Origin of the sequence: Bradyrhizobium sp. 197 (assembly GCF_023073375.1) — a bacterium.
In the GTDB taxonomy this organism is placed as follows: Bacteria; Pseudomonadota; Alphaproteobacteria; order Rhizobiales; family Xanthobacteraceae; genus Bradyrhizobium.
Genome location: NZ_JADPJJ010000017.1, coordinates 86,725 through 108,574, shown reverse-complemented (window position 1 = coordinate 108,574; position 21,850 = coordinate 86,725). Strand labels below are relative to the sequence as shown.

Annotated in this window: 25 protein-coding genes; 19 read left to right on the top strand and 6 right to left on the bottom strand. The window is 64.2% G+C overall.

The window, feature by feature from the left end:
- Positions 1-495: 495 nt before the first annotated feature.
- The 4 genes from IVB27_RS05310 to IVB27_RS05295 all read left to right on the top strand — a co-directional run bounded on the left by IVB27_RS05310 (position 496) and on the right by IVB27_RS05295 (position 3,215).
- A complete protein-coding gene (locus IVB27_RS05310; protein ID WP_247441942.1) occupies positions 496-1,050 on the top strand; it encodes a TetR/AcrR family transcriptional regulator in 555 nt (184 codons plus the stop codon).
- Between the two features lie 52 nt (positions 1,051-1,102).
- Complete coding sequence (locus IVB27_RS05305; RefSeq protein ID WP_247441940.1) at positions 1,103-2,296, top strand: MFS transporter; 1,194 nt, start codon at positions 1,103-1,105, stop codon at positions 2,294-2,296.
- 151 nt (positions 2,297-2,447) lie between these two features.
- A complete protein-coding gene (locus IVB27_RS05300) occupies positions 2,448-2,867 on the top strand; it encodes a DUF4118 domain-containing protein (RefSeq protein WP_247441938.1) in 420 nt (139 codons plus the stop codon).
- 138 nt (positions 2,868-3,005) lie between these two features.
- Positions 3,006-3,215 (top strand): hypothetical protein, encoded by a 210-nt coding sequence (locus IVB27_RS05295; protein ID WP_247347946.1) that lies wholly within the window; start codon positions 3,006-3,008, stop codon positions 3,213-3,215.
- Positions 3,216-3,463: 248 nt separating this feature from the next.
- Here the strand turns inward: IVB27_RS05295 and IVB27_RS05290 are convergent, their stop codons facing one another.
- A complete protein-coding gene (locus tag IVB27_RS05290; RefSeq protein ID WP_247441937.1) occupies positions 3,464-4,435 on the bottom strand; it encodes a LysR family transcriptional regulator in 972 nt (323 codons plus the stop codon).
- A 119-nt stretch (positions 4,436-4,554) separates the two neighbouring features.
- On the opposite strand from IVB27_RS05290, the gene IVB27_RS05285 reads away from it, so the two are divergent.
- The 12 genes from IVB27_RS05285 (at position 4,555) to IVB27_RS05230 (ending at position 18,093) form a co-directional block, all read left to right on the top strand.
- Entirely contained in the window at positions 4,555-5,592 is a 1,038-nt protein-coding gene (locus IVB27_RS05285; protein WP_247347950.1) for a class 1 fructose-bisphosphatase, read from the top strand.
- A 12-nt stretch (positions 5,593-5,604) separates the two neighbouring features.
- Positions 5,605-6,480, top strand: coding sequence for a phosphoribulokinase (locus IVB27_RS05280; RefSeq protein WP_247347952.1), 876 nt, complete (start codon positions 5,605-5,607; stop codon positions 6,478-6,480).
- Between the two features lie 16 nt (positions 6,481-6,496).
- On the top strand, positions 6,497-8,518 hold the full coding sequence (tkt, locus tag IVB27_RS05275) for a transketolase (RefSeq protein ID WP_247441935.1): 2,022 nt from the start codon (positions 6,497-6,499) through the stop codon (positions 8,516-8,518).
- A 14-nt stretch (positions 8,519-8,532) separates the two neighbouring features.
- Positions 8,533-9,618 (top strand): class II fructose-bisphosphate aldolase, encoded by a 1,086-nt coding sequence (fba, locus tag IVB27_RS05270; protein ID WP_247441933.1) that lies wholly within the window; start codon positions 8,533-8,535, stop codon positions 9,616-9,618.
- Between the two features lie 31 nt (positions 9,619-9,649).
- Positions 9,650-11,110 (top strand): form I ribulose bisphosphate carboxylase large subunit, encoded by a 1,461-nt coding sequence (locus IVB27_RS05265; RefSeq protein ID WP_247347957.1) that lies wholly within the window; start codon positions 9,650-9,652, stop codon positions 11,108-11,110.
- Between the two features lie 11 nt (positions 11,111-11,121).
- Complete coding sequence (locus IVB27_RS05260; protein WP_247347959.1) at positions 11,122-11,529, top strand: ribulose bisphosphate carboxylase small subunit; 408 nt, start codon at positions 11,122-11,124, stop codon at positions 11,527-11,529.
- Between the two features lie 101 nt (positions 11,530-11,630).
- Positions 11,631-12,566: a CbbX protein gene (gene cbbX, locus IVB27_RS05255; RefSeq protein WP_247347961.1), complete on the top strand. Its 936-nt coding sequence runs from the start codon at positions 11,631-11,633 to the stop codon at positions 12,564-12,566.
- Positions 12,563-13,300: a ribulose-phosphate 3-epimerase gene (gene rpe, locus IVB27_RS05250; RefSeq protein WP_247347963.1), complete on the top strand. Its 738-nt coding sequence runs from the start codon at positions 12,563-12,565 to the stop codon at positions 13,298-13,300. The genes cbbX and rpe overlap by 4 nt, the downstream gene beginning before the upstream one ends.
- A 262-nt stretch (positions 13,301-13,562) precedes the next feature.
- A complete protein-coding gene (locus IVB27_RS05245; RefSeq protein ID WP_247441930.1) occupies positions 13,563-15,410 on the top strand; it encodes a putative bifunctional diguanylate cyclase/phosphodiesterase in 1,848 nt (615 codons plus the stop codon).
- Between the two features lie 182 nt (positions 15,411-15,592).
- A complete protein-coding gene (locus tag IVB27_RS05240) occupies positions 15,593-15,805 on the top strand; it encodes a hypothetical protein (RefSeq protein ID WP_247441928.1) in 213 nt (70 codons plus the stop codon).
- Between the two features lie 117 nt (positions 15,806-15,922).
- Complete coding sequence (locus tag IVB27_RS05235) at positions 15,923-17,458, top strand: Do family serine endopeptidase (RefSeq protein ID WP_247441926.1); 1,536 nt, start codon at positions 15,923-15,925, stop codon at positions 17,456-17,458.
- A gap of 272 nt (positions 17,459-17,730) precedes the next feature.
- On the top strand, positions 17,731-18,093 hold the full coding sequence (locus IVB27_RS05230; RefSeq protein WP_247441924.1) for a hypothetical protein: 363 nt from the start codon (positions 17,731-17,733) through the stop codon (positions 18,091-18,093).
- A gap of 15 nt (positions 18,094-18,108) precedes the next feature.
- Here the strand turns inward: IVB27_RS05230 and IVB27_RS05225 are convergent, their stop codons facing one another.
- Together IVB27_RS05225 and IVB27_RS05220 are read right to left on the bottom strand one after the other, a co-directional pair.
- A complete protein-coding gene (locus tag IVB27_RS05225) occupies positions 18,109-18,417 on the bottom strand; it encodes a DUF6496 domain-containing protein (RefSeq protein ID WP_247441922.1) in 309 nt (102 codons plus the stop codon).
- A gap of 88 nt (positions 18,418-18,505) precedes the next feature.
- Positions 18,506-18,700 carry a DUF3072 domain-containing protein gene (locus IVB27_RS05220; protein ID WP_247327823.1) on the bottom strand — a complete coding sequence of 65 codons (195 nt, stop codon included), beginning with the start codon at positions 18,698-18,700 and terminating at the stop codon, positions 18,506-18,508.
- 116 nt (positions 18,701-18,816) lie between these two features.
- Between IVB27_RS05220 and IVB27_RS05215 the strand changes: the two genes are divergently transcribed.
- Together IVB27_RS05215 and IVB27_RS05210 are read left to right on the top strand one after the other, a co-directional pair.
- Entirely contained in the window at positions 18,817-19,038 is a 222-nt protein-coding gene (locus IVB27_RS05215) for a hypothetical protein (protein ID WP_247441920.1), read from the top strand.
- 18 nt (positions 19,039-19,056) lie between these two features.
- Positions 19,057-19,263 (top strand): hypothetical protein, encoded by a 207-nt coding sequence (locus IVB27_RS05210; RefSeq protein WP_247441918.1) that lies wholly within the window; start codon positions 19,057-19,059, stop codon positions 19,261-19,263.
- A gap of 134 nt (positions 19,264-19,397) precedes the next feature.
- Here the strand turns inward: IVB27_RS05210 and IVB27_RS05205 are convergent, their stop codons facing one another.
- Both IVB27_RS05205 and IVB27_RS05200 read right to left on the bottom strand, forming a co-directional pair.
- Positions 19,398-19,643 (bottom strand): hypothetical protein, encoded by a 246-nt coding sequence (locus tag IVB27_RS05205; protein WP_247347973.1) that lies wholly within the window; start codon positions 19,641-19,643, stop codon positions 19,398-19,400.
- 93 nt (positions 19,644-19,736) lie between these two features.
- Positions 19,737-19,994, bottom strand: coding sequence for a hypothetical protein (locus IVB27_RS05200; RefSeq protein ID WP_247347974.1), 258 nt, complete (start codon positions 19,992-19,994; stop codon positions 19,737-19,739).
- 141 nt (positions 19,995-20,135) lie between these two features.
- Between IVB27_RS05200 and IVB27_RS05195 the strand changes: the two genes are divergently transcribed.
- Entirely contained in the window at positions 20,136-20,357 is a 222-nt protein-coding gene (locus IVB27_RS05195) for a hypothetical protein (protein WP_247347975.1), read from the top strand.
- On the opposite strand, the gene IVB27_RS05190 is transcribed toward IVB27_RS05195, so the two are convergent.
- Positions 20,354-21,844, bottom strand: coding sequence for an HWE histidine kinase domain-containing protein (locus IVB27_RS05190; protein ID WP_247441916.1), 1,491 nt, complete (start codon positions 21,842-21,844; stop codon positions 20,354-20,356). The two genes, IVB27_RS05195 and IVB27_RS05190, sit on opposite strands and share 4 nt — an antisense overlap.
- Positions 21,845-21,850 lie beyond the last annotated feature (6 nt).

The following is a 21,850-nucleotide window of genomic DNA, read 5'->3' as shown; positions in this document are numbered from 1 at the left end:
GCGCGGATGGAACATGCTCGAAACATTGTCCCGATGCCCCACACAACTCATCCACAAACTCAGCGTCGCCTAACCGAGCAAACGGACCTGGGCAGTTACGCGTAGCGAAGCAATCCAGAGCCGTTCAGCGGAGGGATTCTGGATTGCTTCGCTGCGCTCGCAATGACGATGCGGCGAGAGTGCGGCAAGCTCCGCTCTCGTGCCCCGGACGCAGCGCAGCGCCCTTGCGGTGCGCTGCAGAGCCGGGGCCCACGTCGCCGCATTGTACCGTGTCGCCTTCTGGGTCCCGGCTCTGCGCAGCAACGCTGCGCGTTGCAGCGCGTCCGGGACACGGACGTGAGCGGTACCGTTGCTCCCCGTCACAAGTCCGCCCCTCCCATCACAACCAAGTGTCTTTATTCGGAAACAATCATTCCCTATTATCCCGCAATGCAAAAAGCAGTCCGCAAATCCGAGCCCGTTGCTCGCCGGCCCGGCCGTCCCCGGGAGTTCGACATGGACACTGCGCTTGACCGCGCCGTGCGCGTGTTTTGCGAGCGCGGTTATCATGCGACCTCGATCGGCGATCTCACCGCGGCGATGCGGCTGGCGACGGGGAGCGTCTACAAGGCGTTTCGCGACAAGCATGCGGTGTTTCTCGCCGCCTTCGAGCGCTACGCGGCGCTGCGTCAGGAGCAGACGCGCAGCGCCGCGGCGCAAGGCGCCAATGGCCGCGAGCGGCTGCGCAACATGCTGCTCTCGTATGTGGAGCACTCCCAGGGCAGCGAGGGGCGGCGCGGCTGCCTCGTGGTCGGCAGCGCGGTCGAATTGTCGGTGGTCGACCCGGTGGTCGCCGCCCTCGTCAGCGCGCGGCTCGAGACCAACGAAAACTTCATCGCCGGCCTCATTCGCGAGGGGCAGGCCGACGGCTCGATTCCCCGCCATGTCGCCGCCGACGACACCGCGCGGCTGATGATCTGCATCACGCAGGGCCTGCGCGTCGTCGGCAAGGCGCGCCTTTCGCTCGACGGCAAGCGCCTGGTCGCCGTCGCGATGAAACTGCTCGCCTGAATTTTTTGTCATATTGGGAAACGAACGTTTCCTATATCTGGAGACCGCGTGAATGACGATGAATGCCACGATCGAGACCGCGCCCGGACCGGATGCGGTGTCGCAACGACTGACCTTCGTGCTTGCCGCGGCCTGTGGCATGGTCGCCGCCAACATCTATTACGCCCAGCCGCTGATCGCCCCGATCAGCGCCGCGCTCGGCCTGTCGCATGAAGCGGCGGGGCTGATCGTCACCATGACGCAGATCGGCTACGGCGTGGGGCTTCTCTTCATCGTGCCGCTCGGCGATCTCGTCGAAAACCGCACCCTGATCTGCTCCGTCATCACGCTCGGCGCCGCAGCGCTGCTCGCCGCGGGGTTCGCGTCCCACGTGCTGCCGTTCCTGATCGCCGCATTGTTCATCGGGCTCGGCTCGGTCGCGGTGCAGATCATCATTCCCTATGCGGCGCATCTCGCGCCGGAAGCCATCCGCGGCCGCGTCGTCGGCAACGTCTCGACCGGCCTGATGCTGGGCATCATGCTGGCGCGCCCGGTGTCGAGCTTCGTCACGGCAGTGCTGTCGTGGCACGCGGTGTTCTTGCTGTCCGCCGCGCTGATGATCGTGCTCGCAGCTGTGCTCTGGATGACGCTGCCGAAGCGCAAACCGGTCGCGCGCATGCACTATGGCGAATTGCTGCTGTCGATGCCGCATCTGGTGCGGACCACGCCGCTGCTGCGGCGCCGCGCGCTCTACCAGGCCAGCCTGTTCGGTGCCTTCAGCCTGTTCTGGACCGTGACGCCGCTGCTGCTCGCAAACGAGTTCGGCTTCACCCAGCGTGGCATTGCGCTGTTCGCGCTCGCCGGTGTCGCCGGCGTGTTCGCGGCCCCGATCGCGGGACGGCTTGCCGATCGCGGCCATAGCCGCGTCGCGACCCTGGTCGCGATGCTCCTGGTTGCCGTGGGCTTCCTGATCACGCAGATCGGCACGGCCGGTTCGACGCTGAATCTGGCCTGCCTTGTCGTCGCCGCCATCGCGATCGATTTCGGCGTGCAGGGCAACGTCGTGCTCGGCTTCCGCGCCATCTTCGTGCTGGGGCATGAGCATCGCAGCCGCCTCAACGGCCTCTATATGGCAACGTTCTTCAGCGCGGCTGCCGCAGGCTCGGCACTTGGCGCCTGGGCCTTTGCGCAAGGCGGCTGGACGCTGGCATCGGCCATTGGCCTCGCGCTTCCCGTCGCGGGCCTGGCCTATGCGGCCACCGAGTAGCCGCCGGCGTGGCCATAAATGGTGCGATGCGGGCCGTTTACTAAAGCCGCCTGCAAGCAACCTGGGTGGCAATTTCCACCTCGCGGTTTCCCTGCCGCTGTAGTACTTTGGTCGCAAGCGGGCCTGGTTAACGGGCGGCAGGGGGAGGCTGATGAGGAGTGCGGGGCTGTTTGGCGTACCGCGAGTACGGCCATGGTCGTGGCAGGCGTTTCTGCTTGGATTCGTCGTTGTCGCAATGTCGGCTGCGCTCCAGGGCATCTGTGTCGCGCTCGGCGCAAAACTCTATTTCGCGACGTTCCTGCCCAGCCTGTTCGTGCTCGGCATTGTCGCGGGCGCGCCGGCGGCGGGGTTCGCCGCGCTGCTCACCATTCCGGTGGTGTGGTGGGCGTTCATGCCGCCCTTCTTCAAGTTCAATTCGCTGACCGGCGCGCATGCCGATTCCATCAATCTGTTCTGCCTGCTCGCAGTGCTGGTGATCGGCCTTGCCGACCTCTGCCGCGAGACGATGGCGATCATCAGCCGCGGCGGGTTGAAGCCGCGGGGCGAGAGCGCGGCAACGAATTCGCAATAGGTCGGCATTGCACGGCCGCGGGCGTTGCGCGCGCGCAACAGTCCGGAAACCATTCGGACGCTTGCCGCGCGGCGCTAACTTTTCGAAAAAGATTTGGCGGCAATTTCTCCCCCGGGAATGACGACGGAGTTTTCGGACATGAACGGCCAAATAACCGGTCACGCCATCTTGGAGAACGTGCGCCGCTACCGCGGGATCGCATCGCTCTATCGCCAGACCGCTGCATTCCGCCCGGGCCAGAGCTGGTCGCTGCTCGAGCAGGCGAGGGATTGGGAAGCGCGGGCGCTGACGGAGCTGGAAACCTATTTCGCCGCGCGGATGGACTACGCTACGCAGCTCGCGGCCTGATAGTTAACGTCCTGGAAGTTCCGGCGCTGACGTCTGTTGGCGCGCCGACAGGACTGGTGGCGACAGGACTCGTGGCGACTACGGAGTTATCTCGATGCCCGCATATGCTAGCAACGTCCGCACAGAGATATTCCGGGGCAAGCGATGACCACCTTCAACCGCATTTTCACGACCGAGCGCCTGCTCCAGATCATCGTCATTCTGGCCGCGACGGTCGCAATGAAGCTGATGGGCTGAATTTCGGCGGGCTATCGCGCGCCGAGTTCGGGCACGTCGGGCAGATAGTTCGCCCCCTCCGAGCCCAGAAAATCGAACATCGCCTGCGCCGGCGGCAACAGCACCTTGTCGCTGCGTCGGATCACGTACCATTGCCGCACGATCGGCAAGCCCGCGACGTCGAGCACGATGAGCCGGCCCTCGGTGAGCTCGTGCGCCACGGTGTGCGCCGAGATGAAGGCGATGCCGAGCCCGGCGATGACGGCCTGCTTGATGGTCTCGTTGCTGCTCATCTCCATGCCGATGACCGGCTCGAGATCCGACCTCTGGAACATGCCTTCCATCAGCGTCCGCGTGCCCGAGCCGGGCTCGCGGGTGAGGAAGGTCTCGTGCACGAGGTCCGTCAGGTTGAGGCCGGAATCCTTCTCCAGCCAGTGTCCCTTGCGCGCGACGATGATATGCGGATTGCGCCCGAGCTGACGCACGTCGACGCTGACGTCGGCCGGTGGCCGACCCATCACCGCGAAGTCGAGGTCGTAGCCGTGCATGGCCTCGCGGATCTCCTCGCGGTTGCCGACGGTGAGCTTGATCTCGATCTTCGGATACCGCTTCGAGAACGCCGCGATCGCATGCGGCACGAAATATTTGGCGGTCGAGACAGCGCCCAGATGGACGGTGCCGCCGGTTCGCCCCGCAAGCAGGTCGAGCGCGCCCTGGCAGTCGGCGATCGCGGCGTCGACGCGCTCGGCGAGCGTCAGCACCTCCATGCCCGCCTCCGTCAGCAGCATGCCGTCGCCGGTCCGCTGCACCAGCGGCAGGCCGGCGAGATCCTGAAGCTGGCGCAGCTGCTGGGTCACCGCCGGCTGGGTCAGTCCGAGCTGGCTCGAGGCTGCCGTCACGCTGCCCTTGGCAGAGAGCGCCGCAAGCGAGCGGAGCTGCCGGATCGTCAGATGCCGGAGCTGCGCTGCCGAATGGGCATTATAAGATAATTCTTTGGCGCTCATTATGAATAGAAATTTTCCTTATTAAGCCGGCCCTGTCAATCTCCTCATTGTTGGGACTGACTGCACCAACCTCCAGCGGGGAGGGACTGGATGCGGCACCAGCAAAGGGATGGACGCAGATGACAGGGCAACTCAGGCTGGACGACCACCTTCAACGGTACTCCGAGACCGCACCCCATGCGCTGGCCGTGGCGGCCGCAGTCGATGCCATTGCCGCGGCCGCGATCGAGATCGCCGATCTCATCGCGACCGGAGACCTTGCAGACGCCTCGGGCCTGACCACCGGCCGCAACAGCGACGGTGATGTCCAGCGCGATCTCGACGTCCAGGCCGACGCGATCCTGCGCCGCTGCCTCGGCAAGCTGCCGATCGCGGCACTGGCGTCGGAAGAGATGCGCGAACCGCAGATCGGCGATCGCGAGGCCAAGATCTGCGTCGCGATCGATCCGCTCGACGGCTCCTCCAATATCGACGTCAACATGACCGTCGGCACGATCTTCTCGATCCTGCCCGCGCCCGACGATCTCGCGCTCGCCTTCCATCAGCGCGGTTCGGCGCAGCTTGCGGCGGGGTTCGTCACCTACGGTCCGCAGACCTCGCTGGTGCTGACACTCGGCGACGGCGTCGAGATCTTCACGCTCGACCGCAAGTCCGGTTGCTTCCGTCTCGCGCGCAGCGCCGTGCAGATTTCCGAGACGTGCGAGGAGTTCGCGATCAACGCCTCGAACCGCCGGCATTGGGAACAGCCGGTGCGCGCCTTCGTCGACGAATGCCTCGCCGGTGTGGAAGGGCCGGCCAACCACAATTTCAACATGCGCTGGATCGGTTCGCTGGTCGCCGAGGCCTACCGTATCCTCACCCGCGGCGGCGTGTTCCTCTATCCCTCCGATGCACGGCCCGGCTATGGCGACGGCCGCCTGCGCCTCGTCTACGAGGCGCACCCGATGGCTTACATCATCGAGCAGGCCGGCGGCTCTGCTTCGACCGGGCGCGAGCGCATCCTCGAGCTCTCAGCACAGAGCCTGCACCAGCGCGTGCCGCTGATCATGGGCTCGAGCAACGAGGTGCAGCGCGTCGAGGAACTGCATTGCGATCCGTTGCTGGTCGCCAGCGTCTCCGCACCGCTGTTCGCGCGGCGCGGCTTCTTCCGACTGTGAGCGAGGCATCCCATGTCCAGGAAGCATCCGATCATCTCCATCACCGGCTCCTCCGGCGCCGGCACAACCTCGGTCAAGAAGACCTTCGAACAGATATTCTTCCGCGATAAGGTCAACGCCGCCTACATCGAAGGCGACGCCTTCCATCGCTACGATCGCGCGGAGATGCGCACGCAGATGGCGAAGGAGGCCGATCGCGGCAACAGGCATTTCAGCCATTTCAGTCCCGAGACCAATCTGTTCGAGGAGCTGGAGCGGGCGTTCCGCGACTATGGCGAGACCGGCACGGCGACGACGCGGCACTATGTCCACGACGCCGAGGAATCCGCGCTGCATGGCGCCGCACCAGGCACCTTCACCGAATGGAAACGGCTGCCGGAGAGCTCCGATCTGCTGTTCTACGAGGGCCTGCATGGCGCCGTCGTCACCGACAAGGTCAATGTCGCGCGTTATGCCGACCTCAAGATCGGTGTCGTGCCCGTCATCAATCTCGAATGGATCCAGAAGCTGCACCGCGACCGTAGTGCGCGAGGCTATTCGACCGAGGCCGTCACCGACACCGTTCTGCGGCGGATGCCTGACTACATCCACTATATCTGCCCGCAATTTTCCGAGACCGACATCAACTTCCAGCGCGTGCCGACGGTGGACACCTCCAATCCGTTCATCGCGCGCTGGATCCCGACGCCGGACGAATCGATGGTCGTGATCCGCTTCAAGAACCCGCGCGGCATCGACTTCCCCTATCTGCTCTCGATGCTGCCGCAAAGCTGGATGTCTCGCGCCAATTCGATCGTGTGCCCCGGCGCGAAGCTCGACCTCGCGATGCAGCTGATCCTGACGCCGCTGATCATGCAGCTCATCGAGCGCAAGCGAAACCTGAAGTGAACAAGGGGAGTATCCGATGAACATCTCCGTCCACGCCGAAGCCGACCTCTCGGCGGTCGCGCACAACGATCTCGCCAACGCGGTTCGCTTCCTTGCGGTCGACGCCATCGAGACCTCGCAGTCCGGCCATCCCGGCCTGCCCATGGGCATGGCCGATGTCGCGACCGTGCTGTTCTCGCGATTCCTGAAATTCGACTCGGCTCACCCCAATTGGCCGGACCGCGATCGCTTCGTGCTGTCGGCGGGCCATGGCTCGATGCTGCTCTATGCACTGCTCCATCTCACCGGCGGCAATGTCAGCCTCGACGACATCAAGGCGTTCCGGCAATGGGGCTCCAAGACGCCGGGCCATCCCGAATATGGCCACACGCCGGGGGTCGAGACGACGACTGGTCCGCTGGGCCAGGGGATTGCGACCGCGGTCGGCATGGCACTCGCCGAGCGAATGGGCAATGCGCGGCACGGCGAAGGCCTTGTCGATCATTTCACTTATGTGATCGTCGGCGACGGCTGTCTGATGGAAGGCATTAGCCAGGAGGCGATCTCGCTCGCGGGCCATCTCCAGCTTGCGCGCCTGATCGTGCTGTTCGACGACAACGGCATATCCATTGACGGCCCGACCTCGCTCGCGACCTCCGACGACCAGCTCGCGCGCTTCGCCGCCTCCGGCTGGTCGGTGCGCCGTGTTGACGGGCACGATCCCGAAGCAGTTGCGCAGGCGATTGCGGAGGAGCGTGAGAGCGCAAAGCCTTCGCTGATCGCCTGCCGCACCATCATCGGCTATGGCGCGCCGGATCGTCAGGGCACTGAGAAGGCGCATGGCGCTCCGCTCGGTGCTGAACAGACGGCGGCAGCACGGCGAACGCTCGGCTGGGACTATCAACCGTTCGTGGTGCCTGTCACGATCATGAAAGCATGGCGGATGATCGGGCAGCGCGGGCAGGTCGAGCGTCTTGCCTGGCTCGATCGCTATGAACGCGCGACGCCCGAGCAGCGCGACCTGTTTGTCGAGGGCAAGGCGGTTGCCCTGCCGAACGCCTATGCCCAGGCCTTGGCGAAATTACGCGAACGCTTTGCCACCGAGCGTCCCAAGCTCGCGACGCGGCAGGCTTCGCAACAAGTGCTCGACGGCATCGCCGGGACGATCCCCGGGCTGGTCGGCGGCTCCGCAGACCTGACGCATTCGAACCTGACGCATGCCAAGGCGCAGGCTCCGGTGAAGCGCGATGCGTTCGCCGGCGATTACATCCATTACGGCATTCGCGAGCATGGCATGGCGGCCGCAATGAACGGCCTCGCGCTGCACGGCGGCTTCATTCCCTATGGCGGCACCTTCCTCGCCTTCTCCGACTACAGCCGTCCGGCGATCCGCCTTGCGGCCTTGATGCGGATCCGCGTCATTCATGTGATGACCCACGACTCCATCGGCCTGGGTGAGGACGGCCCCACGCACCAACCGGTCGAGCATCTCACAGCGCTCCGCGTCATTCCGAACTTGCTCGTGTTCCGACCGGCCGACGCGGTGGAGACGCTGGAAGCGTGGGATTGCGCGCTCGGATCCGAAAATCGCCCCTCTGTGCTGTGCCTGTCGCGTCAGGCGCTGCCGACCTTCCGCAGCGATGTCCGCGGTAGAAACCGCGTCGCACGGGGCGCCTATCTCATCGTTTCGCCCGACGGCGGCCGCGACGTGACGCTCATCGCAACAGGGTCGGAAGTGTCCATCGCGCTGGAAGCGGCTCGCCTGCTGGCCACCGAGCACGTCCGCGCGGCCGTGGTCTCCGCTCCCTGCTTCGCGTTGTTCGAGGAGCAGCCGGAGGACTACCGCGCTGCCGTGCTCGGCACTGTGCCACGGGTGGGCATCGAGGCGGCAGTCGCCGGCGATTGGCATCGATGGATCGGCACTGACGGCGAATTCGTCGGCATGCGCGGCTTCGGTGCTTCGGCGCCGGCCCCGGTGCTCTACCGCGAGTTCGGCATCACGCCGCAAAGCGTTGCGGAAGCGGCCCGGCGGGCGATTGCCCGTGCCGGCAAGCAATAACAGGAGGAATTGTCGTGGCCCGTATCACCCTTCGTCAGCTGCTCGATCACGCCGCCAGTCACGGCTACGCGGTACCGGCGTTCAACATCAACAACATGGAGCAGGGCATCGCGATCATGCAGGCGGCGGCCGAGGTCGATGCGCCCGTCATCATCCAGGCTTCGCGCGGCGCGCGCAGCTATGCCGGCGACATCATGCTCTCGCACATGATCGACGCGCTGGAGCGAACCTATCCAGACATCCCGCTCTGCATGCACCAGGACCATGGCAACGACGAGGCGACCTGTGCATCCGCGATCGCCCATGGTTTCACCTCGGTGATGATGGACGGCTCGCTCGAGGCCGACGCCAAGACCGCGGCCGATTACGACTACAACGTCGCGATCACTCGCCGCGTCGTCGATCTCGCCCATTGGGTCGGTGCCTCCGTCGAAGGCGAGCTCGGCGTGCTCGGCTCGCTCGAGCATGGCGGTGGCGAGCAGGAGGATGGTCACGGCGTCGAGGGCAAAGTCAGCCACGACCAGCTGTTGACCGATCCCGACCAGGCGGTCGACTTCGTCCGCGCCACCAAGGTCGATGCGCTCGCGATCGCGATGGGTACCTCGCACGGCGCCTACAAATTCAGCCGCAAGCCGGACGGCGACATCCTGGCGATGCGGGTGGTCGAGGAGATTCATCGCCGGCTGCCGAACACGCATCTCGTGATGCACGGCTCTTCCTCGGTGCCGCAGCCGCTCCAGGACATGTTCAACGAGTTCGGCGGCGAGATGCCGCAGACCTGGGGCGTGCCGGTCGAGGAGATCGTCCGCGGCATCAAGAGCGGCGTGCGCAAGGTCAATATCGACACCGACTGCCGGTTGGCGATGACCGCGGTGTTCCGCAAAGTCGCCGCGCAAACACGATCCGAGTTCGATCCACGCAAATTCCTCAAGCCCGCGATGGGCGCGATGCGCGAGCTCTGCCGCGAGCGCTTCGAGCAGTTCGGCACCGCGGGACACGCGAGCCAGATCAAGGTCATTCCCTTGAGCGAGATGGCGCGGCGCTACCGCGCCGGCGAACTCGATCCGAGTGTCGACGCCCGCGAGCCCGTCGCGGCCTAATCATTCAAAGAGAGAAGAGCAGGAGAGAGCCATGAATGCACACGCAGGAACCGTCCGCGGCAAGGAAAGATATCGCTCTGGCGTGATGGAATACAAGCGCATGGGCTATTGGGAGCCCGACTATGTGCCGAAGGACACCGATGTCATCGCGCTGTTCCGCGTCACGCCGCAGGAGGGCGTCGACCCGATCGAGGCTTCGGCCGCAGTCGCCGGTGAATCCTCGACCGCGACCTGGACAGTGGTGTGGACCGATCGCCTGACCGCCGCCGAAAAGTATCGCGCAAAATGTTACCGCGTCGATCCGGTGCCGGGCACGCCGGGCTCGTATTTCGCCTACATCGCCTATGACCTCGACCTGTTCGAGCCGGGCTCGATCGCCAACCTCTCGGCCTCGATCATCGGCAATGTGTTCGGCTTCAAGCCGCTGAAGGCGTTGCGGCTGGAGGACATGCGTTTCCCGGTCGCTTATGTGAAGACGTTCCAGGGACCGGCCACCGGCATCGTGGTCGAGCGCGAGCGGCTCGACAAGTTCGGCAGGCCGCTGCTAGGCGCCACGGTGAAGCCGAAGCTCGGGCTTTCCGGTCGCAATTACGGCCGCGTCGTCTATGAGGCGCTGAAGGGCGGGCTCGACTTCACCAAGGATGACGAGAACATCAACTCGCAGCCCTTCATGCACTGGCGCGACCGTTTCCTCTACTGCATGGAAGCGGTGAACCGGGCGCAGGCGGCCTCCGGTGAGGCGAAGGGCACCTATCTGAACATCACGGCGGGAACGATGGAGGACATGTACGAGCGCGCCGAGTTCGCGAAGGAGCTCGGGTCGTGCATCGTCATGATCGATCTCGTGATCGGCTACACCGCGATCCAGTCCATGGCGAAATGGGCGCGGCGCAATGACATGATCCTGCATCTGCACCGCGCCGGTCACTCGACCTATACGCGGCAGAAGAGCCACGGCGTGTCGTTCCGCGTCATCGCCAAGTGGATGCGCCTTGCCGGCGTCGACCACATCCATGCCGGCACCGTGGTCGGCAAGCTCGAAGGCGATCCCAACACCACACGTGGCTATTACGATGTCTGCCGCGAAGACTTCAACCCGACCAAGCTCGAACATGGCCTGTTCTTCGACCAGTCCTGGGCGAGCCTGAACAAGATGATGCCGGTCGCTTCCGGCGGCATCCATGCCGGCCAGATGCACCAGCTGCTCGATCTCCTCGGCGAGGATGTCGTGCTGCAATTCGGCGGCGGTACCATCGGCCATCCCATGGGCATCGCGGCCGGCGCAATCGCCAACCGCGTGGCGCTGGAAGCGATGATCCTCGCCCGCAACGAGGGTCGCGACTACGTCCATGAAGGTCCGGAGATCCTGGCCAGGGCGGCCGAGACTTGCACGCCGCTGAAAGCTGCGCTCGAGGTCTGGAAGGACGTCTCCTTCAATTATCAATCCACCGACACGCCGGACTTCGTGCCGACCGCGCTCGAAACCGTTTGAGGAGATTTGACATGAAGTTGACCCAAGGCTGCTTCTCGTTCCTGCCCGATCTGACCGACGACCAGATCACCAAGCAGGTGCAATATTGCCTGACCAAAGGCTGGGCGGTGAACATCGAGTTCACCGACGATCCGCATCCCCGCAACACCTATTGGGAGATGTGGGGTCTGCCCATGTTCGATCTCCAGGACGCCGCCGGCGTGATGATGGAGCTCGCCGAATGCCGCAGAGTGTATGGCGACCGTTACATCCGCCTCAGCGGCTTCGACTCCAGCCATGGCTGGGAATCGGTGCGGATCTCGTTCCTCGTCAACCGCCCGCCGCAGGAGGCCGAGTTCGACCTGGTGCGGCAGGAGGTGGGCGGACGCGCGATCCGCTACACCACCGTGCGCCGGCAGCCCGCGCGCGCGTCAACCTAAGTCGTCTCCTCCGCGCGGAGCACTCCCTGCTCCGTTTCCTTGGCGGACCACTGCTTCGCCGCTCCTCCCCCCGCGGCGAAGCTCTTTTCTTCGAGGTGCCGATGCTGGATGTTCCCCACGTAACGACCGCCGAGCCCGGCGAGACCAATTTCGATCTCCGCAAGGAGGCCGTAGCAGCCGGCATCACCGGCACGCTGCAACAGCTCGAGCAGGAGCTGATCGGATTGAAACCGGTGAAGAACCGGGTGCGCCAGATCGCGTCGCTCTTGCTGATCGAACGCATCCGGCAGCGCGCGGGACTGGCTTCGTCGCCGACGACACTGCACATGTCGTTCACCGGCAATCCCGGCACCGGCAAGACGACCGTCGCGCTGCGCATGGCCAAGATCCTCCATGGTCTCGGTTTCGTGCGGCGCGGGCAGGTGATCTCGGTGACGCGCGACGATCTCGTTGGCCAGTATATCGGCCACACTGCGCCGAAGACCAAGGAGATCCTGAAGAAGGCGATGGGCGGCGTGCTGTTCATCGACGAGGCCTATTATCTGCATCGCCCCGACAACGAACGCGACTACGGCCAGGAGGCGATCGAGATTCTGCTCCAGGTGATGGAGAACCAGCGCGAGGACCTCGTCGTCATCCTTGCCGGCTATGGCGAGCGCATGACGAGCTTCTTTGCCTCCAATCCCGGCTTCCGCTCGCGCATTGCGCACCACATCGATTTCCCGGACTATGCGCAGGAAGAGCTTCTCGTCATTGCCGAGTTGATGCTGAGGGAGCGCGGCTATCGCCTCTCGGCGGCGGCGCGTGAAGCTTTCGAGAAGTACATCGCGCTGCGCCGGACCCAGCCGTTCTTCTCCAATGCGCGCTCGATCCGCAACGCCGTCGACCGCATCCGCCTGCGGCAGGCGGATCGCCTGGTGTCCGATCTCGACCGCATGCTCGATATCGCCGACCTCGAAACGATCGATCCCATGGACGTCCTGGCGAGCCGCGTTTTCAGCGGCGGTGCGGACGCGCAGAGGAGTGCGAAGCCATGACGAAAGAAATCCTCATCGCGCCTTCGATCCTGGCCGCGGATTTCGCGCGCCTCGGCGAGGAGATCGCTGCGATCGACGCGGCGGGCGCCGACTGGATTCATTGCGACGTCATGGACGGGCATTTCGTCCCGAACATCAGTTACGGCGCCGACGTCATCAAGGCGATCCGGCCGCTGACGGCGAAGATTTTTGACGTTCATCTGATGATCGCGCCGGCCGATCCCTATCTCAAAGCGTTCGCGAAGGCCGGTGCGGATGTCATCACGGTGCATGCCGAAGCCGGCGTCCATCTCGACCGCTCGCTCCAGGCCATCCGCGCGCTCGGCAAGAAGGCTGGCGTCAGCCTCTGTCCGGCGACGCCGGAAGCCGTGATCGAATACGTGATCGATCGTGTCGATCTCGTGCTGGTGATGACTGTCAATCCGGGCTTTGGCGGCCAGTCCTTCCTCGAGTCCCAGTTCGAGAAGATCAGGCGCATTCGAAGCTTGATCGGCGACCGTCCAATCCGGCTCGAAGTTGACGGCGGCATCACGCGCGACAATGCCGCTGCCGTGACCGCTGCGGGCGCCGATACGCTTGTGGCGGGTTCCGCTGTGTTTCGCGGCAAGAGCAGCGCGGACTATGCCGCGAACATCGCGGCCATTCGCGGCGCGGCGGAGGCCGGCAGAGTTCCGAAGTTGCAGGATGTCTCCGGAAGGCCGGCGCGTCTCGGCGAGACCGCGCTCATCCGGTAAATACGGTATACAGGCGGGGGCCGATCCGGCGCCGGACTGGTTGTGCCAAGGCGTGCCACTTTCCTCCGGAGAAATACGGAGGATGACGCACAAAATGATCAGCTCGTTTCAGGCCGGGGTAACCAACGCATTGAGACGAAAGTTCGATTAACGCCCGTGCAATGCTATGCGTCGCAATCTGCGGTTGGAAACGCTGAGAGAGCGCGGGATGCGGATCGAATATCTGCGGGCATGAGGCCTGCGCGCGGCGGGGAGCGATGGCATGAGCATGCATCGCTTGTTCGCCGAGCAGCTCCGCTGCGCCACCGACACGACTGGACGGTTCGATCTTGCCAAGCTGGGCGAGCTCGTCAGCGCTGCCTATGAGGCGAGCGACCGCGAACGCCAGCGAATGACTGACGCGCGAGCACACACGCATGACGAGGTCGAGCAGGATTTGTTGCGGACCCAGGAGTTCCTCGACACCATCGTCGAGAATATCCCGATCGCCGTGTTTGCGAAGTGCGCCAGGGATTCGCGCTATATCCTGCTCAACCGCGCTGGCGAGGACTATTACGGCGAACAGATGTTGGGCCGGACACCTGAGGAGATTTTTTCGGCCGACGTCGCCCGAATGGTCAACGAGCAGGATCGTCGCGTCGTCGCCAGCGGCATGCCGATGTTCCTCGAGGAGCATCTGCTCGAAGTCGGCGTCAAGGGCCACGATCGCGTCGTCAATTCGCGCAAGATGCTGATCACGGACGGCGCCGGCGACCCGCAATATCTGGTTGGCGTCATCGAGGACGTCACCGAGCGCATCACCACTCAAGAACGGATCAGCCACCTCGCGCGCCACGATGCCTTGACCGATCTGCCGAACCGCAGCGCGTTCAATGCGGCGCTGAGCGAGCGGCTGGAACGGGCGCAGGAGGCGTCGACCAGTTTTGCGGTGCTCAGCCTCGATCTCGACCGCTTCAAGGAAGTCAACGACGTGTTCGGCCATCCCGTCGGCGACATGTTGATGCGCGCGGCGGCCGAGCGTCTTGCAGCGGAAGCCGATGGCGCCTTCGTCGCCCGCATTGGCGGCGACGAATTCATAATCCTGGTGCCGGACGATGTCTGCCGCGAAGAGGTGCTGACGCTCGGCGAGCGCCTCGTCGAGGCGATCGGTAACGAGCTCGAGGTCGACGACTATCTCTCCCATGTCGGCTTAAGCGTCGGCATCGCGCTCTACCCGGATGACGGCGTGGATGCGGCCACGCTGCTCGCAAATGCCGATTCCGCGCTCTATCGCGCCAAGCGCGAGGGCAGGGGTACGGTCCGCTTCTTCGAGTCCGAGATGGACCGGGAGCTGCGCGACCGCAGGTTGCTGTTGCACGACCTGCGGCAGGCGGTGGAGCAGAACCAGCTCTTCGTCTATTTCCAACCGCAGGCGCGGATCAACGGCGAGGTCATCGGCTTCGAGGCGCTGCTGCGCTGGAACCACCCAACGCGGGGCTTTGTGCCGCCCGACCAGTTCATTCCACTTGCAGAGGAGAATGGTCTGATCATCCAGATCGGCGAGTGGGTCTTGCGCGAAGCGTGCCGCGAGGCGGCGTCGTGGCCGCGGCCGTTGCAGGTGGCGGTCAATCTGTCGCCGGTCCAGTTCCAGGCCGGCGACCTCGAAGGCTCGATCCATCAGATCCTGCTTGAGACCGGGCTCTCGCCGATGCGGCTCGAGGTCGAGATCACCGAGGGGGTGCTGATCGGCGATTTCACCCGCGCGCTCAATCTGCTGCGGAGGTTGAAGGCGCTCGGCATCCGCATCGCGATGGACGATTTCGGCACCGGCTACTCCTCACTGTCCTATCTCCAGTCATTCCCGTTCGACAAGATCAAGATCGATCGCAGCTTCATCTCCAATCTCGAGGCGAGCCCGCAATCGGCCGAGATCGTCCGCGCGGTTGTGAGCCTCGCGCACGCCCTGCATATCCCGGTCGTCGCCGAGGGGGTGGAAACGGAAGCGCAGCGCGCCTTCCTGGCGCGCGAGGCCTGCGAGGAGATGCAGGGCTATCTCATCGGCCGGCCCGAATTGATCGAGCGCTATCTCGACGTCGTCGGCGTGACCGTGGAGCGGCGCCTCTACGCCTAGCCGTTGGCCTGCGACAGGATTTCGAGCGTCAAGTCCGCGCTGATTGGAACTTTCGCTCGAATACGCATTTCCTAGACGCAACCGAGCCGGGCGCGCTGCGGGCGCAGCAAATGTTTTGCACGACCGCCATCGCCCTGACGCAAATAAGGGCCATAACCCCTGTGAACGCGAGGGAGGCTCTCATGGAGAACGTACGTCGTTACCGCGCGCTGGCGTCCCTCTGTCGTCAGCAGGCCGCCTACCGGCCGCTCCAGAACTGGGAACTGCTCGGCCAGGCCGAACATTTTGAATATCTCGCCGAAGTTGAGCTCAAAGCACATTACGATGCGTGCAATGCGCAACATGACGAGGACGCTGTCGCGACCACGGCGTGGGAGAGGCCTGCCGCGGCCTGACATTTCGTCCCGCCTCCGTGTCTTCTTTGCCAAGATTTAATCGCGTGGACGGGACGCCGTAAGGTGGCGACCGCCATGTTGGGTGCAAGGCGACTTACCCAACATGGACATTTCGACATGAACGATCGCGTCAATTCCGACACCACCACGTCCCGCAAGATCCTGAGGCCGCGCCGGCTCGCGCTGCTCGGTACCGTGGCCGCGCTTGGCCTGGCCGTGCTGGCGACTGCTCCCGGCTGTTCGCCGTTCAGCGCGACCTCCTTCATTGCGCCCGCCCAGGCCGCGGAGTCCGCCACGACACCGCTGGGCTTCGGCGATCTCGTCAGCAAGGTCAAATCCGCCGTCATTTCGGTGCGGGTCAAAATCGACCAAGACAGCGAGAAGAGCGCGATGCTGCAACAGAACCGGATGGATTCGGACGAGGCGACGCCGTTCGACCAATTCTCACGGCAATTCGGCTTCGGTGGTCCGGGTGGCATGAACGGCATGCCGCGCCAGCGCCACCAGACTATCACGGGTGAGGGCTCCGGCTTCTTCATCTCCGCCGACGGCTATGCCGTGACCAACAACCACGTCGTCGACCACGCTGAGTCGGTGCAGGTGACGATGGATGACGGCCAGACCTATACCGCGAAGGTGGTCGGCACCGATCCGAAGACCGATCTCGCGCTGATCAAGGTCGAGGGCAAGAAGGATTTTCCGTTCGTCAAATTCTCCGACCAGAAGCCGCGCATCGGCGACTGGGTGGTCGCGGTCGGCAATCCCTTCGGCCTCGGCGGCACCGTGACCGCCGGCATCGTCTCGGCCAGCGGCCGCGACATCGGCAACGGTCCCTATGACGATTTCATCCAGATCGATGCACCGATCAACAAGGGCAATTCCGGCGGTCCGGCGTTCGACATGAACGGCAACGTGATTGGCGTGAACACCGCGATCTTCTCGCCCTCCGGCGGCTCGGTCGGCATCGGCTTCGACATTCCGGCTTCGACCGCAAAGCTCGTCGTCGCACAGTTGAAGGACAAGGGTGCGGTGACACGCGGCTGGCTCGGCGTGCAGGTGCAGCCGGTGACATCGGATATCGCCGACAGCCTCGGCCTCAAGGAGGCGCGCGGCGCGATCGTGGACAATCCGCAGGACGCTAGCCCGGCAGCGAAGGCGGGCATCGAGGCGGGCGACGTCATCACCGCCGTCAACGGCACCGCGATCAAGGACTCCCGCGATCTCGCCCGCACTATCGCTACGCTTGCACCGGGCACGTCCGTGAAGCTCGATGTCGTCCACAAGGGCGACAGCAAGACGGTGACGCTGGCGCTCGGCGAATTGCCGAACGAGCGGCAGGCTAAGGCCGACGAGGGCAAGGCGCAGCCGGATGCCGGCACGCCGCGTCTCGGGCTCAGCCTGGCTCCGGCCGGCGACGTCCAGGGCGCCGGCCAGAAGGGCGTCATCGTCACTGAAGTCGATCCGCAAGGGCCGGCCGCGCAGCGCGGCATTCAGACCGGCGACGTCATCCTCAACGTCGGCGGCAAGGCCGTCGCCAATATCGGTGATGTCCGTTCGGAACTGGCGCAGGCGAAATCGTCCGGCAAGCGCAGCGTGCTGCTGCAGATCAGAAACGCGCAGGCGACCCGATTCGTCGCGGTGCCGCTCGCATAAGTCGAACGTCGATCCGCGCAAATCCAAAAAGGCGGCCCACGGGCCGCCTTTCCTGTTTGCCTTCAGGATTCCGGATGGCCGCCGATAACATTCTCGTTAACGGCAGAGAGGATGACCCGGTTCGTCCGAAAAAGCCGTGTTCGCTCATCACAATTGCAGATCTCGTATGGAGTCGGCGGCAATGAAGCCGCCGGGACGATTGCAAGCGTGGAACTTCGAACTTGCCGCCGCTGAGCTAGCTGGCCGGCAGTTCGCATTTGATCGGTGCCGACATGGATCGATTGAAGCTCTCGCTGAGGACTGCGCTGCTCGTGGCGCCATTCGTGCTGTGGGGTGGAAACGCTCTCGGGCGCGACGACGGCCGCTACGCGGACTCACCCCTCAAGCCGTGGTTCGACGGCCTGCGCAGCCATCTCGGTCCGTGCTGCTCGGATGCGGATGGGTTTGCCGTCGCCGATCCCGACTGGGACTCGCACAACGGGCATTATCGGGTGCGGCTCGACGGAGAGTGGGTGGAGGTCCCGGACGAAGCCGTGATCACCGAGCCGAACCGGGCCGGCCGAACCATGGTGTGGCCGGTGAAGACCGCGTTTGGCGTTTCGATCCGCTGCTTCATGCCGGGCAGCATGACCTGACAGAGTTCAGCGCGACTATCTGGAGGATTTGCGCTTCGATGTTTTCTTCGAAGTCTTCTTGGAGGTTTTCTTCGAATTCTTCTTGGAGGTCTTCCTGGATGTCTTCTTGGCAGTCTTCCGCTTCGCGGCCTTCTTCGGGACCTTCTTGCCCTTCTTGCGCGCCTTCGACAGGCCGATCGCGATTGCCTGCTTGCGGCTCTTCACGCGTCCGCCTCGACCGCCAGGTCCGCTCTTCGCGCTGCCCTTCTTGTAGCGTTTCATCTCGCTTTCGACATCGCTGCCGGAACTGCGCGAGTAGCGGCGCTTCTTTGCCTTGCGTGCCATGCATGTTCTCCCTTGGCCCGGGGAGAACCATCCGCGACAGGCATGGTTCCGAAAGCGGGCACGCAACGTCCTGGATTGAGCGGGTAGCCTAGAACGAATTCGCCAGCTCGATCTCCGCTTCCAGCACCTGGATGCGCCGTGCTGCCTCACTGGAGGACAGATCCCGCGCATATTGCGCGGGTTGATAGGCCTCTTCGCTGAGCCGTTTCAGCCTGAGGCCCTGCGTCCGGGTCATCTGCTCGGTGAGGAAAGCCCTGGCATCGTATTTACCCTGAACCTGCATGTCGCTTCTCCGGACCTGAAATCATGACTTGACTATATGTTCTTATTTTGTTCTAACAAGTCATGGACAACAGAATTAATGAAATTCGACGTAAAATCAGTGTGTTGAGGCTCGAAATGGCCGATGTCGAGGCGTCCGTGCGCGAGCTCGTCGACCGCGATCGCGACTGCACGGAGAAGGCCCTGGCGCAGATGGATCTGCGCTGGAAAATCAATCTTCTGATCGGCGAATGGAAGGCTGCAGGTGGCGGCGATGTCCTGCCGGATGTCCGCGACAGGATGCGCCTTCGTTCCGCGAAGAAAGCCGGCAATCCCGTGCGTGCTATCGCGCGCCATTGAAAGCTTTGGGAGTGTGCCGTGGAAGAAGACCCGGCGACGTACCGGATCTTGAGACTGCGCGCCGAGATTCTCGAACTGGGCTCGGCCATCCGGCAGCTGCAACGCGAGGGGCTCGACGACGCCGCGGCCCAGCTCCTGATCGTGCGCAAGCGCGGACAGCTCGATCATCTCGTGAAATCAGATCGTGCGGGCTGTCATCCCGACCTCACCGGCGGCCGTCGTTGAAGCGTACGCGCGCAGGGCGACATGCGGGCTTGTCGATGCCGGAGGTTGGCGAAGCGGCCTGAGAAGGGTTCAGCCGAACCCGCAAAGCAAAAAGGCCCCGCGATGGCGGGGCCTCCTTGAATTTCGGCGAGCAGCTACTTGGTGTTGCTCATGCCGCCCTTGTTGTGCGTCATGGTGCCGCCCTGGTCGGAGCCGGGGCCGGAGCCGCCCTGACCGGAGGGATCGGCGCCCTTGGAGGATTTGGTGTTGGCGCCCGTGGTCTGCGACGACGACATAGAGGATCCATGTTTCGCCTTGTGCGACTTTGCCTGCACGGCGAACGGCGCGGCGGCGAGGCCGGTTGCCAACATCACGGCGAGGGCGAGCTTGGTTGTCTTCATGGGGGAACTCCCTGAGTTGAATTGACGCAGGCAGCCAACCGCGCTCGGTCACAGGAGTTCCGAACACAGGAGCTCCGCTGCATCACGCACACTTCAAGATTCCTTGTCCTCTGCGAGGATGAAGACGACGCCGGTGAGTGTCGCGCCGATCGCGAATGTCGTCGCCAATGTGAGGGCGAAAGCGACAGCGGCTTGGCTTCCGCCGTGGCTGAGCAGGTTGGCGACGGCTGGATTGGTCAGAACGAGCACGAGGCTGAAAGCGAGGCCGAGGGCTGCGCCCATCATCGCATGCGTCATCAGCTTGACGAGGCCGCTGGGAGAGATCAGGTCCGACGACTTTTTCGTGCGCATGGAACTCTATCCCGATCTCGCATGCAACGCCTGCGACGCTCGCCGGTTCCATCCGGATGAAGAAATTGTCATTGCCCGCTTCATCCGACGTTCATGCCGGCTTTGCGAGGATGAACACGTCACACCACGGGAACATTCGATATGGGTAAGGTGGTCTTTCTTTACCGCTCGCTGGCCTATCGCAACGCCGCCGCGGACATCCTGGGCAAAGCGCGCAAGCTGCCCCGCGGCGCGGAGCGAAGTGCTGCTCGCCGCTATGCAAAAGCGCTGCGCGAGCTCGCCCGAACGGAAGCCTGGCTCGAAGGACGCGTCGCGCGCGAACCGCGTCCGGCGCAGCGCATGACGAATGCGTCCTCCGGCTAGCCGGATGCGCGCTGCAATTCGGCGGAGCTGGCGTCTTCGAATTTGCCTGGTGTCGTTGTCGCGGCAGTCTTGCGAATCAACGGCACCTCCAGGCGGCACAGCAGGCCCTCGGCGCGCCAATCGAAATGCGCTTGTCCACCGAGCTGGGACTCGACGCTCGCAAGCAGGCTCCGCGTGCCGAAGCCGCGGGACTTCGGGGGCCTGACAAGCGGGCCGCCGGTCTCCTCCCAGGTCAGCGTGAGCAACTCGTCCTCGGCCTGCCAGCCGATCGCGAGCCGTCCCGACCGCGTCGAGAGCGCGCCATACTTTGCCGAGTTGGTGAAAAGCTCATGCAGCGCCAGTGCCAGCGTCTGGGCGGTCGCCGGCAGCAACTGAACTTCGGGGCCTGCCAATTTGATCTGGCCGCCGAGGGAATAGGGCGCAAGCTCCTCGTCGATCAGCTTCGAGAGTTCGGCGCCCTGCCAACTCGACAGCGACAGGATCGTATGCACGCGCGCCAGTGCATTGATCCGCCCCTCGACGGCGTTGACATAGGCCTTGACCTCGTCCGCGCGGGTGAGGCGCACGATCGATTGCGCCAGTGCCAGCGCGTTCTTGGCGCGATGATCGACTTCCCGCGCCAGGAGATTCTGCCGCTCCTCGGCGCGCTTGCGTTCAGTGATGTCCACCGTCACGCCGCTGACGCGCAGAACCCGACCGCTATCGTCGGCCGTGGCGGCGGCCGTGCCGACACACCAGCGCACATCGCCGTCAGGCCGCACGATGCGGAACTCCGTTTCATAGGCGCGCGTGCCCTTGTTGAACTCGCCGATCGCCTTGCGCAACTGATCGACCTCATCGGGATGCAACAGCGCCTGAACGTTGGCCGGGTTCACCTCGAAGCTCTCCGGGCCAACGCCAAAGATGCGATACTGCCCCTCGTCCCAGATCCAGTCGCCGGTAATCCAGTCCCAGTCCCAGGAGCCCATCTTGCCGGCGGCGATCGCCATGCTGCGCCGCTCTTCGCTCTCGCGCAGCTTTGCGGTGGAATTCTCAAGCTCGGCGGTACGTGCACGCACGCGGTCCTCGAGATCCTGGTTCAGCCGTTCGAGCTCGCGCGTCTTGCGGTAGAGTTCGGCAAACACCTTGACCTTGGCGCGCAGCACCTCCGGCACGACCGGCACCGGGACGTAGTCGACCGCGCCCATCTCGTAGCCGCGCAGGCGGTCGATGTCGCTGACTTGAATGGCCGAGATGAAGATCATCGCGGTCTTCTGGAAGCGCGGATGCTCGCGGATCATCGCGGCAAGTTCGAAGCCGTCGAGTTCGGGCATGCAGACGTCGACCAGGATCACCGCGATCTCGGTCTTGAGCAGCACCTCCAGAGCCTCGCGACCCGACGAGGCGATCACGAGATTCTCGCCCAGATCCTTCAGGATCACCTCATAGGCGAGCAGCTTGGCCGGCTGGTCGTCGACGAGGAGGATGTTGACCTTTTGGTGGTCCATACGGGC